This window comes from Marinobacter salsuginis (genome assembly GCF_009617755.1).
GTDB lineage: Bacteria > Pseudomonadota > Gammaproteobacteria > Pseudomonadales > Oleiphilaceae > Marinobacter > Marinobacter salsuginis.
The window spans coordinates 2425226-2439910 of sequence record NZ_BGZH01000001.1 but is presented as its reverse complement, the minus strand read 5'-3'; the positions used below and the strand labels follow the sequence as shown (position 1 = coordinate 2439910).

Annotated in this window: 16 protein-coding genes; 6 read left to right on the top strand and 10 right to left on the bottom strand. The window is 58.6% G+C overall.

The features are described 5' to 3' along the window. The first annotated feature begins 4 nt into the window (after window positions 1-4). On the top strand, window positions 5-994 hold the full coding sequence (locus GJU83_RS11065; protein ID WP_153634346.1) for an L-threonylcarbamoyladenylate synthase: 990 nt from the start codon (window positions 5-7) through the stop codon (window positions 992-994). Here the strand turns inward: GJU83_RS11065 and nei are convergent. After that, on the bottom strand, window positions 991-1833 hold the full coding sequence (nei, locus tag GJU83_RS11060; protein ID WP_069182739.1) for an endonuclease VIII: 843 nt from the start codon (window positions 1831-1833) through the stop codon (window positions 991-993). The two genes, GJU83_RS11065 and nei, sit on opposite strands and share 4 nt — an antisense overlap. Window positions 1834-2003: 170 nt before the next feature. Here nei and GJU83_RS11055 point away from each other — a divergent pair, with 170 nt between their 5' ends. Continuing rightward, window positions 2004-2390: a hypothetical protein gene (locus GJU83_RS11055; RefSeq protein ID WP_153634345.1), complete on the top strand. Its 387-nt coding sequence runs from the start codon at window positions 2004-2006 to the stop codon at window positions 2388-2390. A gap of 30 nt (window positions 2391-2420) precedes the next feature. Here GJU83_RS11055 and GJU83_RS11050 read toward each other — a convergent pair whose 3' ends face one another. Together GJU83_RS11050 and GJU83_RS11045 are read right to left on the bottom strand one after the other, a co-directional pair. Beyond that, complete coding sequence (locus GJU83_RS11050; RefSeq protein WP_153634344.1) at window positions 2421-2708, bottom strand: hypothetical protein; 288 nt, start codon at window positions 2706-2708, stop codon at window positions 2421-2423. Between the two features lie 93 nt (window positions 2709-2801). Further along, a complete protein-coding gene (locus GJU83_RS11045) occupies window positions 2802-3449 on the bottom strand; it encodes a hypothetical protein (protein WP_069182736.1) in 648 nt (215 codons plus the stop codon). Window positions 3450-3580: 131 nt separating this feature from the next. On the opposite strand from GJU83_RS11045, the gene GJU83_RS11040 reads away from it, so the two are divergent. Further along, window positions 3581-4531, top strand: coding sequence for a hypothetical protein (locus tag GJU83_RS11040; protein WP_153634343.1), 951 nt, complete (start codon window positions 3581-3583; stop codon window positions 4529-4531). 91 nt (window positions 4532-4622) lie between these two features. After that, entirely contained in the window at window positions 4623-4943 is a 321-nt protein-coding gene (locus GJU83_RS11035; protein WP_153634342.1) for a hypothetical protein, read from the top strand. Window positions 4944-4954: 11 nt separating this feature from the next. Here GJU83_RS11035 and GJU83_RS11030 read toward each other — a convergent pair whose 3' ends face one another. The 6 genes from GJU83_RS11030 to GJU83_RS11005 form a co-directional block, all read right to left on the bottom strand. Beyond that, on the bottom strand, window positions 4955-6757 hold the full coding sequence (locus tag GJU83_RS11030) for an AMP-dependent synthetase/ligase (protein WP_153634341.1): 1803 nt from the start codon (window positions 6755-6757) through the stop codon (window positions 4955-4957). Continuing rightward, on the bottom strand, window positions 6754-7563 hold the full coding sequence (locus GJU83_RS11025) for an ABC transporter ATP-binding protein (protein WP_069182732.1): 810 nt from the start codon (window positions 7561-7563) through the stop codon (window positions 6754-6756). Before GJU83_RS11025 ends, GJU83_RS11030 begins: the two co-directional genes overlap by 4 nt. An 8-nt stretch (window positions 7564-7571) precedes the next feature. Then, a complete protein-coding gene (locus GJU83_RS11020) occupies window positions 7572-8780 on the bottom strand; it encodes an ABC transporter substrate-binding protein (RefSeq protein WP_153634340.1) in 1209 nt (402 codons plus the stop codon). Window positions 8781-8851: 71 nt separating this feature from the next. Then, the gene (locus GJU83_RS11015; RefSeq protein WP_069182730.1) at window positions 8852-9895 is read right to left on the bottom strand and encodes a branched-chain amino acid ABC transporter permease; all 1044 of its coding nucleotides are present in this window, start codon (window positions 9893-9895) and stop codon (window positions 8852-8854) included. Window position 9896: 1 nt separating this feature from the next. Further along, window positions 9897-10775 (bottom strand): branched-chain amino acid ABC transporter permease, encoded by an 879-nt coding sequence (locus GJU83_RS11010; RefSeq protein WP_064229120.1) that lies wholly within the window; start codon window positions 10773-10775, stop codon window positions 9897-9899. Continuing rightward, window positions 10775-11590: an ABC transporter ATP-binding protein gene (locus GJU83_RS11005; protein WP_069182729.1), complete on the bottom strand. Its 816-nt coding sequence runs from the start codon at window positions 11588-11590 to the stop codon at window positions 10775-10777. Before GJU83_RS11005 ends, GJU83_RS11010 begins: the two co-directional genes overlap by 1 nt. A 249-nt stretch (window positions 11591-11839) precedes the next feature. On the opposite strand from GJU83_RS11005, the gene GJU83_RS11000 reads away from it, so the two are divergent. Continuing rightward, a complete protein-coding gene (locus GJU83_RS11000; protein WP_153634339.1) occupies window positions 11840-12634 on the top strand; it encodes an enoyl-CoA hydratase/isomerase family protein in 795 nt (264 codons plus the stop codon). On the opposite strand, the gene GJU83_RS10995 is transcribed toward GJU83_RS11000, so the two are convergent. Beyond that, entirely contained in the window at window positions 12614-13804 is a 1191-nt protein-coding gene (locus tag GJU83_RS10995) for a GGDEF domain-containing protein (protein ID WP_153634338.1), read from the bottom strand. The genes GJU83_RS11000 and GJU83_RS10995 overlap by 21 nt on opposite strands. Before the next feature lie 141 nt (window positions 13805-13945). On the opposite strand from GJU83_RS10995, the gene nfsA reads away from it, so the two are divergent. Continuing rightward, window positions 13946-14683 carry an oxygen-insensitive NADPH nitroreductase gene (nfsA, locus tag GJU83_RS10990; RefSeq protein WP_153634446.1) on the top strand — a complete coding sequence of 246 codons (738 nt, stop codon included), beginning with the start codon at window positions 13946-13948 and terminating at the stop codon, window positions 14681-14683. The last annotated feature ends 2 nt before the right edge of the window (window positions 14684-14685 follow it).

Below are 14685 nucleotides of genomic sequence, written 5' to 3'. Positions count from 1 at the left end.
CCCTATGCCCGAAACCATCAAACTAGACGCAACACAAACGACTGACATCGAGAAAGCCGCCTCGCTGCTTCTTGCCGGCCACCTCGTGGCTATGCCAACCGAAACAGTATATGGACTGGCGGCCGATGCCAGCAACGAACAGGCGGTCAGAAAAGTGTTTGAGGCAAAGCAGCGCCCTGTCGGACATCCGCTGATCGTGCACGTAGCCTCGCCCGAACGCATCAGATACTGGGTCGATCGGGTGCCAGAGGCGGCCGAAAAGCTGATCAACACCTTCTGGCCAGGGCCGCTCACGTTGCTACTTCCAAAGAAAAGCGACGTAAGCGATTTCATCACCGGCGGCAATCCCGGCGTGGCGGTCAGGATGCCGGCGCACCCGGCCACGGTGGCAACCATGGAGAAGCTTGGTCGGGATCTGGTAGCCCCATCCGCCAATCCCTATGGCCGGATCAGTCCGACTACCGCAGAGCACGTGCTCGGGGGGCTGTCCGGAAAAATCGCGGCGGTTCTGGATGGTGGCGACTGTTCGGTGGGCATTGAATCCACCATTGTCGACCTGACCGGCGAAACCCCGGTCATCGCGCGACCGGGGCAGATCAGCCAGAGCGACATCGAAGCCTGCCTCGGAATCACACTGGCACCGGGCAAAGGCGCCAGCCAGGTGGTACCGGGAAGCGTAAAGCGCCACTACCAACCGGTCACGCCCACCGTTGGCGTAGCAACGGATCAATTCGCGCGGCTTCTACCAGAAATCACGCCGTCAGGCGAAAGGATTGGCGTGATCTGGTGGCAGTCAGCACCGGGCGAGTTGGCCTCCGAGTCCATCATGCTCAGCGCCGATCCGAACGAGTATTCCCGCATGCTCTACACCGCGATGCACTCAATGGACCAGGCGAATGTCGATCGAATCGTCATCGAGCTCCCGCCAAGGGAAAGCCGGTGGCTGGCCGTCCACGATCGGCTGGGACGGGCCTGTACCGAACAGTTCGGTTAAGCTGGCACACCCTGGCAACCGGGGCAATAGTACAGCCGCCGGCTGGCCATCATGGTTTTGACAAGCGGCGACGCGCAATCGTGGCAGCGTTGGCCATCGCGGTTAAACACCATGTGCCGGCGCTGACCGAACGTCCATCCTTCCTGTTTTAGCCGCTCTGCCCGCTCGGGCGAATTGGTGACGCCCTTCAACCGGTAGGTCCGCTGCACCAGTGTCAAAATGGCCTCGGCCAATCTCACCTGCTGATCGACATCAAGGTCGCGAGGCCGGGCCTTCGGTGAGATACGAGCCTCAAAGAGAATTTCCGAGCGCAGATAATTGCCAATACCGGCAACGAAGCCCTGGTCCAGCAGCAAGCCACCCAGGTTGCGGCCCCGGAAACGCCTGTCGTCAAACACCGCCAGAAGGTGATCGACACTGACATCCTGATTGAGAGGGTCTGGTCCCAGCCGTGACAGATAGGGCACCTCACTCAATTCGTCGGGCCGAACCAGCTGGATATCGGACGCACTGTATAACCGGGCGGCTTTCTTCGAACCTATAATCGCAAATCTCAGTTGCCGATTGGTACTCGGCTCCCGATCGGGTTTGCCCATGCGCCACTTGCCATAGAGCTGGTTATGGCTGTAAACGCACCATGGGCCGTCTTCATCCGTGGCCTCAAAGAACACCAACACGGCTTTACTCCGCGCTTCCACCCTCTCGACTCTGCGCCCCCGAAGAGCGCTCTCGAAAGGCTTCAGGTGTTCAAAGGCAAAAAATACCGATTGCGCTTTCTTGCCGCCAACGGCCTTGTGAATGTCATCCACCATGCGCCGTATTTCAGGACCTTCGGGCATACTCGTCTCCGCTGCTGACCGGTCTGTGTGCATCACAGGTGAGCTTAACCGTACGTTGAGAGCGGCGATTCAGAGTTGCGTGGTCACAAAGTTTTGCCCGGGTCGAGGTAAGCCCTTTGCCCATCCTGCTCGTAGGTTCTGGTGTATTTAACGCACGAACAAGGTGAGGCATGAAGGATACCAGGCTGGCATTACTGATCGCAGCGATCCTGATTGTGTTGGCGGCGATGACACGGGAGGACCCGGCTGCTTCGGAAAGCTGGGCCTCGACTCAGGTGGTACCCCTGGCATTTGCCGAAAAGCGTGGAGCCGATAAGTGGCCAACCTCGCAGAAAGAACGCTTTCTGAGCGACCCGAAGAACCAGATCAGATTGAGTCAGCCTGACAGTGTTCTGCGGAACGGACGTGGTCCCGGCGAGTGGCTGCCGACATCCGGTCAATGCGACTACATGGGCAGGTTTATGGCGGTGATGGAACGTTACCAGCTCCACCACCGGGAGCCCCAATGGCGGGACTGGCAGACGAAACGGCAGCGCTGCTATACCCAATTCCAGTAAAAGCAGCCCGGCGTTCCGCAGAGGGGCGGCCTAGCGTTTATCGTCAGGCCCAACCAGATCGGAGAGCTGCTTGCGCAGGCTGTCGATGTTGTCTTCACCGCTCTGCTTGAGCTCATCCAGTTTTTTACGGCCATCCGAGATCTTGTTCTCTACCGAGCGCAGCGCGTCCGATGCACTCTGCTGGATATCGGCGCTCGCCTTCTCGTTCTCGGCTTCGGCTTCCTTCGCTTTCGCCTTGGCCTTCAGGGAATCGGCTTGCTTTTCCCATGCCTCCAGCTGCGTTTCCGCCTTTCTGATCAGTTCGTCTTTCAATGACATGTAATGCCTCCTTTGCTTCGTTGGCGAGTGTCACGGCACATCGTCAAGAAATAGAACCGGAAACGCAAGCGGCCCCATCCGCCTCTGCCTGACTCAATGCGACTGTGAAGATTGATCCGAGCTGTCAGATTCAGAGCTCCCTTTGCATTCTGGCCGAAGCTCCTCTTCAACCCAGCGCCTGACCTGATGTCGGTCTTTCCGGCGCACCAGTTGTTCACTGTGGATATTGCGCGGAAAAATCTCGGGCCGACCCTCATGGCTGAGGGTAAAACTCCGCCGCACACCCACCGGATACTTTGTGGGCCCGTGAATCACCGCGGCCCGGATCTCAACACCGGTGATGTCCTCGAACAGGTAATCGCTGTCACTTTCTTCGCTGCGTCGCCCCAGGATGATGTTCCTGAACGAGCCCAGCACCAGATACCCACCGGGCTGCAACGGGCCCTGGCGCAACACCTGGTGCACGTTCGCATCGTCCGCTCCGACCCGGCGATACTCGGTGACCGTCATGACTTTCTCTTCACCCGCACGGGTGTGGAGGACCACCTGAACGCACTGCACGTGCACCGTTTCCTTACCCATGTTCACCAGCAGACACAGGGCATCCGGGTTTTCATTCTGGGCATGGTGAATCACAAGGTAGGGACGGTTGTTCCGTTTGTATTGCAGAAAAAACAGCTGGAAGTAAACAATCCAGACAATTGCCATGATGGCGCTGCTGACAGGAGCGATGTAGTCCATCTATCTGTTCTCCCTCGTCCATATCAATCACTACGCTAGCTCGCTTTACCTGATTTTTACACCCCGTTGACGGAGCCTCCACGAAAACCCTGCGATCATTCTGGACAATAGGATCGTTTCGGGAGTCTCTTATGACAACCAGTAAAGCCACGCTGGTACTCAGTGTTCTTGTGCTGACGTTGACCGGTTGCAAGGTCACTACCTCTGACAGTCTCCATTACCCGGATTCCGATGGCTTTGTATCCGGGCTCTTCTATGACGCACGGGATACCGGCCGGCACTACCCCACGAGCTCCTGGGCACTGGGCAGAGACACTGAGGCCTGTCGGAACGAACCTCTGTATTTCGAAACCCACAGCGGCCGGGTGCGGGTCTATGGCTCACCGGCCTACAGCGAGACCTCGTTCCGGGCTGCCGCGTCGGAGCTTGAACGCAGGGTCGACGGTGTGCTGAGTCGGTTCCAGTTGCGTTGGCCCGATTTTGTCGAGGACCGCAGCGCGGCAGTTCCCTATCCCAGACAGGTTATCGGCTGCCTTAGCCCAGAGGTGCCACACACTGAGTTTGTGTCGGCCTCAATGGCCGCCGTGGCGTTCCACCCGTATTACGGTCAGTGGCCCCATGAGACCGGCCAGTTTGTTGCCCACGAGCTGGCCCATTTCGTCCAGGAAAACCTGTCCCGGTATGATGCGGGTTACAGCCTTCTGCCCTACTGGTTCGCGGAGGGACAGGCCGTCGTTGCAGCAGGGGAGTCCGTTGCTCCGGTGTATCAGCACTATGACTACGATCCCCTCTGGGATGTCACCGCCGCCGACGCTGCAAACACACCGTATCGCTTCGAGCATTACGGACTGGCGTACCGGTACCTGGAAAAAGCCAACGGCGCCCTGGCGATGACGGTATTGCTGGAAATGGTGCAGTTGCTGGACTGGGACGGCGGTTTCTACGGCGAGGTCAGCACCGGAGAGTCCCGGGCCTTTGTGGAAGCGTTCAATTCTGCAGGTTTGGTGGACCACCGAAATAACTATCTGAGTTTCCAACGATTTCGAAGCGACTATCACGACCTTCTGAACAGCAGTTATTAAGCAACCGGACCCTGAACTGGATTAAATTTGCCCAATCGGGGATAATTCGGCCCGTTTTTTAACCAGCTGAGTCGTTTGGTAGTCTCTGGTCATGACCATTTTAAGTGTTGTTCAGTTAATCATCTTTTCTGTTCTGTTGCTCAACACCGTGCACCTGATGCCGGCTTTCGGCCGTTTGCTCAAGGGCGCGCAATCGGCGTTTCAGTCCGGGTATCTGTGCGCCATGCTCACCCTGCGTCTGGCCCGCAATATCCTGGGCCTGATCCTGGTAACCGCCAGTACCGCACCCAACCCTGAAATTCATGCTCTGGTCCCCAAGGGCATCCTGCTGTTCCTGGTTCTGGCGGTACTCAATGCCGCCCTGACCCAGTACATGGAACGTCTCCGGGTGGAAGAAGGCGCCCGTTTCTAGGCGCCTTCCCATCAGGCGTAAAGCGACTCGATTACTTCGGTGTATTTCTCGTAGATATTGCTGCGGCGGACTTTCATGGTCGCTGTCACCTCGTCGTCGTCGTGGTCCAACTCCTTGGTCAGCAAATGGAAACGCTTGATCTGCGCCACCTGCGGTAACTGCTCGTTGCCCTTGTTCACCTCGGCCTGTATGAGTTCATTCACCTGTGGCTGTTCGGTCAGGCTCCGGAAGGTGGTGTAGGCAATCCGCTCCTGCTCTGCCCACTTGGCCACCGTATCGAAATCAATCTGGATCAGCGCAGACACGTACTTTCTGGCCTCACCGATCACAATGCATTCCTTGATGTAGGGGCTGGCCTTGATGGTGTTCTCGATTTCCGTCGGTGACAGGTTCTTGCCGCCGGCGGTAATCATGATGTCTTTCAGGCGGTCGACAATCTTCAGCTGGCCATCCCGCCATTCACCCACGTCGCCGGTGTGCAGCCAGCCGTCTTTCAGGGTTGAGGCGGTGGCCTCGTCGTTCTTGTAATAGCCTTTGAACATGCTGCCACCACGCATGATGATCTCGTTGTGTTCGCCGAGTTTTACCTCAACCCCGGACACAGCGACCCCCACCGTTCCCAAGCGCACATCTTCAACGGGTTGCGCCGTGGCAACGCCGGTGCTCTCCGTCTGGCCATAAACCTCTACCAGGGGAATGCCGATGGTCCGGAAGAACTCCAGTATGCCGGTTGATATAGGAGCCGCCCCGGTGAGGGCAATGCTGCATCGGCGCAGGCCGATAAAATTCTGCAAGGCACGCAACACCAGCCAGTAGCTGATGCCGTACAGGCATTTTTCCTTCAGGTTCCACGTTGAGCGAGGTTTGGTGGCCATGGGTGAACACACCCGAATCGCCCAGTTGAACAATGCCTGCCGCAATCGCCCTGTCTCCTGAATCTTGATGTAGATGGACGAGTGCAGTTTCTCCCAGATCCTCGGCACGCCCAGGAAAAAGGTCGGGGCTATCTCACGCAGATCCTCCTGAATGGTCCGCAGACTCTCACCAAAGCTGACCGTACTGCCCACATAAACCGGTGCGATGTTGGTAAAGGCCTGTTCGGCCACATGGCAGAGGGGCAGGTAAGAGAGTGTGGACCCATGTTCATCGGCCTGTAAAAGCTTGATGAGCCCCGGCGCCGCGGCGTGCAGATTGTGCCAACTGATCATCGCCCCTTTCGGTCGACCGGTGGATCCGGATGTATAGATCATCAGGGCGGTGTCATCCATTTGCTGGCTGTCCAGCAGTTCATCCACCAACCCGGGATGTTGCTTTTCGAATTCCCGGCCCCTGGCCTCGATATCCTCGAACGCTGCCGGCGGCTCCGGGTAGTAGCGCAGGCCTTTCATATCGATGGCAATGCAGTGCTTCAGTTTGGGAAGTTCTGGCCAGGCTTCCAGCACCTTGTCAGTCTGTTCCTGGTCTTCGCAGATCACGAACTCCGCGTCGCTGTGCTCAAGAACATAGGCCACCTCGTTCCAGGGACTGGTGGGATAGACCCCGACACAGATGCCCTGCACCAGGCCGATGCCCATCTGGCCGATGACCCACTCCACCCGGTTTTCCGAGATAATGGCCACATGGCCACCTGGTTCGAGCCCCATGGCACGAAGCCCCAGCCCGAAGTGCCGGGCCCGCCGGTAATAATCCTGCCAGGAATAGGCCTGCCAGATACCGAAGTCCTTCTGGCGCAGGGCCAGGGCGTCCGGGCGCTCCCGGGCATGGGCCCGCAGCATCTGGGTCAGCGTCAGGTCAGGGATGGAAGGCATTGTCATGACAGCCACCGTTTACGGCGTTTGTAGTGCTTGATGTCTCGATAACTGCGGGCCTCACCTTCCTTGCCCCCCACACCCAGATAGAATTCCTGAACGTCTTCATTGGCCGTGAGTTTGTCCGCCGGGCCGTCGATCACAATCTTGCCGTTTTCCATGATGTAACCGTAGGATGCGATCGCCAATGACACCGCGGCGTTCTGTTCCACCAGAAGGATGGCAGTGCCCTGCTCCCGGTTGATTCTGGCCACGATGGTAAAGATCTCTTCCACCAGCAGCGGCGCCAGACCAAGCGAGGGCTCATCCAGCATGATCAGGTCCGGCTGTGCAATCAGCGCCCGACCCAGGGCCAGCATCTGCTGCTCGCCGCCTGAGAGATAACCGGCCAGCTGCTTACGGCGCTCCTTCAGTCTCGGGAAATAGTTATAAACCAGCTCATAGCTGTCACTCAGGGAAGGCTTACTGCCGCTAAGCGCGTAAGTGGCGGCGATGAGATTTTCCTCCACCGTGAGGTCCTCGAACACTCTTCGGCCCTCCATGACATGGAAGAGTCCGTCGCGCACAAGCCGCTCCGGCGGAACGCCTTTTACGTCCTTACCCCTGAAGCGTACTTCGCCGGCCGTGACCTCCCCGTCTTCCAGGGTCAGCAGCCCCGAGACGCTTTTGAGGGTGGTGGATTTACCAGCACCATTGGAGCCGAGGAGCGCCACAATGGCCCCCTCCGGCACCCGCAGTGACAGGCCCCGGAGGACCTGCACCGACTTGTTGTAGACCACCTCGATATTATCGATTTCCAGTAAGGCTTCCATACAGCCCCTCAGTCGAGGTGGATCCAGTCCGATACCGGCTCATAACGGCCGGCCTCGGCATTCACCCGCCAGATACGGCCCACCGGGAACGACATATCCTTCACCGTGACCGGAATGCCGATGATGCCGCCGGTGTCCCAGTCCTCAATGGAAGCCAGGGCTTCGGCCATGTTGTCCGCGTTGAGCTCCTTACCGGCATCGAGGGTGCGCTTGATCACCTCCGTCCAGACCATGGCGTTGAACCAGCCCTGAATATAGCCGGTCGGACGGTAACCAGCCTCCGGATCACTTTTCTCTGCCTGAGCCCTCAGGGCATCAAGCATCGGACCGCTTTCCTCGCTGTCGTAGTAGTTGTAAGGCATCACACCCATGTAGCCGTCGGCATCCGCGCCCATCTTGTCGATGATCAGCTTGTCCGAGGACCAGAAGGTGCCCATGAACTGGGTGTCCAGTCCCATCTGGCGCATCTGCACCATGAACTCGTTGATCGGTGACAACACATAGCCGTGGAATACCACGTAATCCGGGCGCACCCGGCGCAACTTCAACACCTCGGCGGAGACATCGACGCTACCCGGCTTGGTGACGATCTCTTCCACCACTTCGATGCCCAGCTCAGCCGCGCGGGCTTTGCCATTCTCGATCGGGTCCTTGCCAAATTCGGTATCGCTGTAGACAAACGCCACGTTCGGCATCTCGCCATCCTCACCCTGGGAGGCGATGTACTCCAGGATGATCCCGAACATCTGGCTGTAGTTAGGGCCCGGGATGAACTGGTACGGATAGGTTTCATTGTCGGTCAGTACGGTGGCGAAAGACGCGCCGCTCATCAGTGTGTCGCCCTGGCTGTTGAGCTCCGAGGCAATGGCTTTCATGAAACCGGTGCTGTCCCCGTAATAGGTGGCCGGGGAGCTGCTGCCGGAAATCTTCTTGAAGGCTGCGACTGACCTGTCCACCTCATAGGCGGTGTCTTCCATCACGTATTCCACCGGATGACCATTGATACCGCCCTGGCTGTTGATCCAGTCGGTGTAATCCGTCAGGCCGGCGTGCAGGTGAATGCCTGCAAAGGCAAAAACACCGGAGAGCGGGATCGAGCCGCCGAACACGATGGGCTCTTTGTCCTGAGCCATCGCCGGGGCAGCAACGGTCAGCGCAGCGACCAGGCTACCAAGCCCGGCAAGCCGGCGACCTTTTTCGAGGATGTTTCTGAACATGTTTCTTCTCCTTGCTGCTTCTTGTTGTTGGTGGTGCATGGGCTCTGTGTACCAGGCCCGTTGAAACACGGTTAATTCCTGAATGGCCACAGCCGGAAAAACCGGCGGATGCGGTGCCAGATCTCCGCCAGGCCATGGGGTTCAAAGATCAGAAAGCCCACGATCAGGGCACCGAAGATAATTTCCAGCATCGGCGACATGAACACCGGGGCGTTGGGATAAAAAGGCGTCAGCGCAGCGGTCAGCAGTTTCAGGGCTTCCGGCACCAAAGTCATGAAGGCGGCGCCGAGAATGCCCCCCAGCAGGTTGCCCATGCCCCCGACGATCACCGCCGCCAGATAGAAAATCGACATGGAAAGCGGGAAGCTTTCCGGCGTCACCACCCGATAGAAATAGGCGAACAGGCCACCGGCGATCCCGGCATAGAACGAGCTGAGGGCAAACGACATCAGCTTGTAACGCAAGAGGTTGATCCCGAGAATCTCGGCGGAAATATCCCGGTCACGAATGGCGATAAACGCCCGGCCAATCCGGGTCCTGAAAACATTGCGGGCAGCCAGCACCATCAGCACCGCCAGCGGCACAATGATGAAATACATTCTGAAATCGCTCTGGAAGGTCAGTCCGAACAGGTGGGCTGGCTCCAGACTCAAACCACCCATCCCGCCGGTCACCGATTCCCACTCGGCGAAAATGAAATGCAGGAACACGCTCGCCGCCAGGGTGGCGATGGCCAGGTACAGGCCCTTGACCCGAAGCGAGGGCAGACCCACCAGAATGCCCACGGCGGCGGCCATCAGCCCGGCCATCAGAAGCGTAACCGGAAACGGCAGGGCGGTATTGAGGGATAACCAGGCCACGGTATAGGCGCCCACGCCCATGAAGCCGGCCTGCCCGAGGGAAATCAGGCCGGTAAAACCGGTCAGGATGTTCAGGCCGGTGGTGCTGATCACGGCAATCCCCACGAGGCACCCCAGGTAAAGCAGGTAGGAATTCACCACAAACGGGAAAACCAGCAGAATCAGCAGGAACAGCCCCAGCCACAGCTTCTGGGTCTGGCTGGTCCAGATTGCCTCATCGGCCTCGTAACTCTGCTTCGCGTCACCGATGCGCATCTTACACTCGCTCTATTTCGTGGGTGCCGAACAGGCCGTAGGGGCGGATCACCAGGATAATTGCCAGCACCAGGAAGGTTGCCGGCATCCGGTACTCGCCGCCCAGATAGGCGCCCGCCACGGTTTCCAGCCAGCCGATAAACACGCCGGCCACCAGGGCGCCGAGAATGCTGTCCAGACCGCCAACAATCACCACCACCAGCACACTCAGGCCTATGATCCCGAATTGCGGGCTCAGCCCACCGGTGGCCGCCACAAGCACACCGGCCAGTGATGCGGCCAGTGAGCCGAACACCCAGGCCATGTTGAAGACCCGGCGCACGTTGATGCCCATGGAATAGGCAGCCGCCTGATCCGAGGCGGTGGCTCTCAGGGCCACGCCACCCCGGGAGAACCGGAAATACAGCAGGTAAATGATCAGCAGGGCGGAACCAATGAGAAAGCCGTAAGCGATCTTGGGAGCCAGATACAGTTCCCCGATAAACACCGGCTCCCGAGGCAGGAAGTTGGGCAGCAGTTGCGGATCAGCAGTCCAGATAAACTCCACCAGGCCCACCAGGATGCTGGCGATACCGATGGTGACCATCACCACGGAAATCGGCGATTCCCCCAGCATCGGCCGGATCATGGTTTTCTCTATCACACCCCCGAGAATACTGCCGCCGATAACCGCCATCGGCAGGGCAATCCAGGGCGACAGCTCCATGCCGCCGGCGAATGCCAGAAACAGGTAGGCCGCGAACATCATGATTTCGCCGATGGCGAAATTGATGACCCTCGTGGCTTTATAGATGATCACGAAACCCAGAGCGATCAGGGCATAAAGGCCGCCCATGGCCAGGCCCGCCAGGCTGATTTCGCCGAAGAACAACCAATCCATCAGGCGGCCTCCCCCTCGGCGTTGAGCTTCTTGCGAAGGCTCTCGATATCGCTGTTGCCCAGGTAGGCCTTGATCACCTCCGGGTTATTCTGAACCTCCGCGGGCAGGCCCTCGGTGATGACCTGGCCAAAGTTGAGTACCGCAATGTGGTCGGAAATATCCATCACCATACCCATGTCGTGTTCCACCATCAGCACGGTGACACCCCACTCTTCCCGGATGTCGAGAATAAAGCGGGCCATGTCTTCCTTTTCTTCCCGGTTCATGCCCGCCACCGGCTCGTCCAGCATCAGCACTTTCGGCTGCATGGCCAGCGCCCGGGCCAGCTCAACCCGCTTCTGAAGACCGTAGGAAAGGCTCGCCACTGGCTGGCGGCGAATGTGGTCTATCTCCAGGAAATCGATGATCCGCTCTTCCACGTCTTTACGAACGGCCATTTCCTCGCGTCGGGCCGGCCCGAAATAAGCCAGGGCACTGAGCAGACCGCTCTTCATATGCACGTGGGCGCCCAGCTTGATGTTATCGAGCACGGTCATGCCCCGGAACAGGGCAATGTTCTGGAAGGTTCGGGCCAGCCCCATTGCGGCTCGCTTCGGTGGCTTGATGCTGCCCGGCAGTGGCTGCCCCTGATAGTGAATCGTGCCCTGCTGGGGTTTGTAGAACCCGGAGATGCAGTTGAACAGCGACGTCTTTCCAGCGCCGTTGGGGCCGATAATGGTGGTTACGGTGTTCTCAGGCACCCGGAAACTCACGTCCTGCAGCGCCTTCACACCACCAAACGACAGAGACAGGTTACTGATTTCAAGGATGCTCAAACTTCCTCCCGGCACCCCTGGCGCCGGGCACACAGACACGTGAACACGTCCTGACAGTACCCATCCCACGCCCGAAGATGATTGTATTCATTGTTTTTTCTTGTCGTCGGGGTGAACCCCGATTCAGATTTAAAGTAGTCCATTCGGGCAACATTAGGCAAACCGCTCTATCTTGTTATCCGACAGACCACGAAATCAGTACGCAGGTTTCTGACCGTGAGACCTGCATTACCGGGAGGGCATTTGACCATGGCAGATTCACTGGTAACCACCGCATTTGATGCCGGAACAGGGGTCGCCAGATTGACCTTCAATCGTCCGGAGGCCCTCAACGCCATTAATATACCTCTGGCAGAGGCCCTCCTCGCAGCGGTGAGGGACATCCATGGTCTTTCCGGTGTTCGTTGCATCGTTCTGACAGGCGCGGGGCGAGCCTTTATGGCAGGCGGTGATGTATCCAGTATGGCGGGCACGTCGGAGCAGGCTGGCGCAGCCATCGGCGCCATCCTGGACGCGGTCAACCCCGCCGTCCTGCTTCTGCGCGGCATGGATGCGCCTGTGATTGCCGCAGTCAGGGGCGTGGCGGCCGGCGCAGGACTGAGTCTCACCCTGATGGCCGATCTGGTGATCGCCGATGAAGAGGCAAAATTCCTGGTGGCCTACAACGGCATTGGCGCGGTTCCGGACTGTGGCGGCAGCTGGGCCCTGGCCCACAAACTCGGCGCCGGCCGGGCGGCCGAACTGATGCTGCTGGGGCGCACACTGGGCGCTGATGAAGCCCGGGACTGGGGCATAGTCAACGAAGTTGTCCCCGACAGCGAATTCGACAACCGGCTGAACCGGATGATCGAGAAAGTCGCCCAGGGACCAACCCGAGCCTATGGTGCCTTTCGTAAACTGATCGATCAGGCCAACGGCGGCCGGCTGGCCGACCATCTGGAAGCGGAACGTGCTGCATTCCTCGAAATGACCCGTACTGAAGACTTCGCGGAAGGCGTTTCGGCGTTTCTGGCCAAACGGCCGTCAGAGTTTCGCGGCCGCTGACGTCGGAACAAATTCGGCCCGGTTGCGGCCATTGTGCTTGGCCCGGTAAAGCGCCTTGTCTGCCGACGCCATAACGTCTTTAAAAGAGCCATGGTCCCGGGTAAGAGTCGCACCACCGATGCTGGCCGAAAGATGCACCGGAACACCATGGACCTCCCGGCCAGTCTCAACGATTCTTTGCAACAGGCGCCCGGTTATCGCCTCGATCGCTTCGCGATTATTGTTGCGAAGCACGGCTGCAAACTCTTCACCACCAACGCGGCCAACGATGTCGTCATCCCTGAGTTCGGCTCTCATCAGACTGGCAACGACCTTCAATACCTCATCGCCGGTGGCATGCCCCCAGCGATCGTTGATCTGCTTGAAGTGATCCAGATCGATCATGAGCACGGTGACAAGGTCCCCGGCCCGCCGGGCTTTTTCAAATGCCAGCTCGCCTTCCCGGTAGAACGCCCGGCGATTGTACAGCTGGGTAAGCCCATCCCGCTCCGCCAGCACCACCAAAGCCTGTTCGGAACGGGTGAACGCCAATAACGGAAGCGCCATGGCCGTGGCACTCACCAGCAGCAGGTGATTCATCAGAATGAGTTTCAACAGCCCCTGAAGATCCAGCTGTACGCTTCCGCTCATGGAGACTGCGATTACCAGTACCTGGGTCATCATCAGCGTCCCGTGGATGCCGAACAGTGTTTGCAGAATGCGAAGGGGCAGTCTGGGCCTGTGCCCAATTGAGCCCAGCCGGTAGATCGCCAGGCTGAAGATCAATGCCGAGAACAGCGCAGTCAGGAATCTGGCCACCACCGGATCCCAACCCGCGCTGACAGCCAGGCCGGACAGATAGAGTAGCAAGGCGCCATGGATAAGACGGGATGACCGTCTCTTGCCCGCTATTGGCAACCCCATCAGTGCGTGGATACCAGCAAGGACCAACAGCGGTGAAGCACCAAGAAACAGGTGGGCGACGAATATCAGCCCCCCTGGAGCGCCGGGCAACTCATTGGCTACTGCGAATGCGGTACCCAACACAAAGGTCAGGCAGGCTAGGGCCCAGAGCAGAAAACAGCGCTCCCTATGGCGGAGGTGATAGATCGCCCAGAGCATGCCGCCGATCAGGAGGTTGATCATGACCGAAGTGACCAGCAGTGTTGGCAGATGCAGGTTCAGGTCCATAAAGGCAAAACGTTCCAGGCTAGACGGTATGATCTGTCAGCGTATCAGTTTGGCTTCCGCACATGCGCGAGTAATGTGTAGCGTTTGGTATGATAATTGTCACAGACTGGCGCGACATCCATGAACTCACTGCGAGACCCCATGAATCCAACCATAGAACTGCTCAAATCCCACCGCTCCATCCGCAAATTCACCGGTGAAAAGATCCCGCCTGACCTGCTCAGGGAACTGATTCGGGCCGGCCAGTGCGCCGCCACCTCGAATCATGTGCAGGCCTATTCGATCATTCACGTGATCAACCCCGACAACCGCCGGAAAATCGCGGAACTTGCCGGGGGCCAGAGCTACATTGCTGACTGCTCGGACTTTCTGGTGTTCTGTGCCGATATGCGGCGCTCAACCGATGCCGCAGGACGGGCCGGGGCTGACGTGGTGCGAGGGATGACGGAACAGTTACTGGTTGCCACCATCGACACCAGTCTGATGGCGCAGAACGTGGCGATTTCCGCGGAATCCGAAGGGCTTGGGCTGTGCTACATCGGTGGCATCCGCAACAACCCGGCCCAAATCAGCGAGATTCTCAGGCTTCCGGAACACGTTTATCCGGTGTTCGGCATGTGTCTGGGCTACCCGGATCAGAACCCGGAGGTGAAACCCCGGCTGCCGGTGGAGGCCATCCTGAGGGAAGACTACTACTCCGATGCCCGTGACGAAGAACTGGTGGCCGGCTTTGATCGCACCATGAACGAGTACTACCGGGAAAGGACCGGAGGCAACAAGGACACCACCTGGTCCGAGCAACTAAAGCCGCTGTTCACCTCGAAACTGCGGCCACACATGCGCGATTTCCTGCGCAAATGCGGCTTCGAGATGAAATAGAC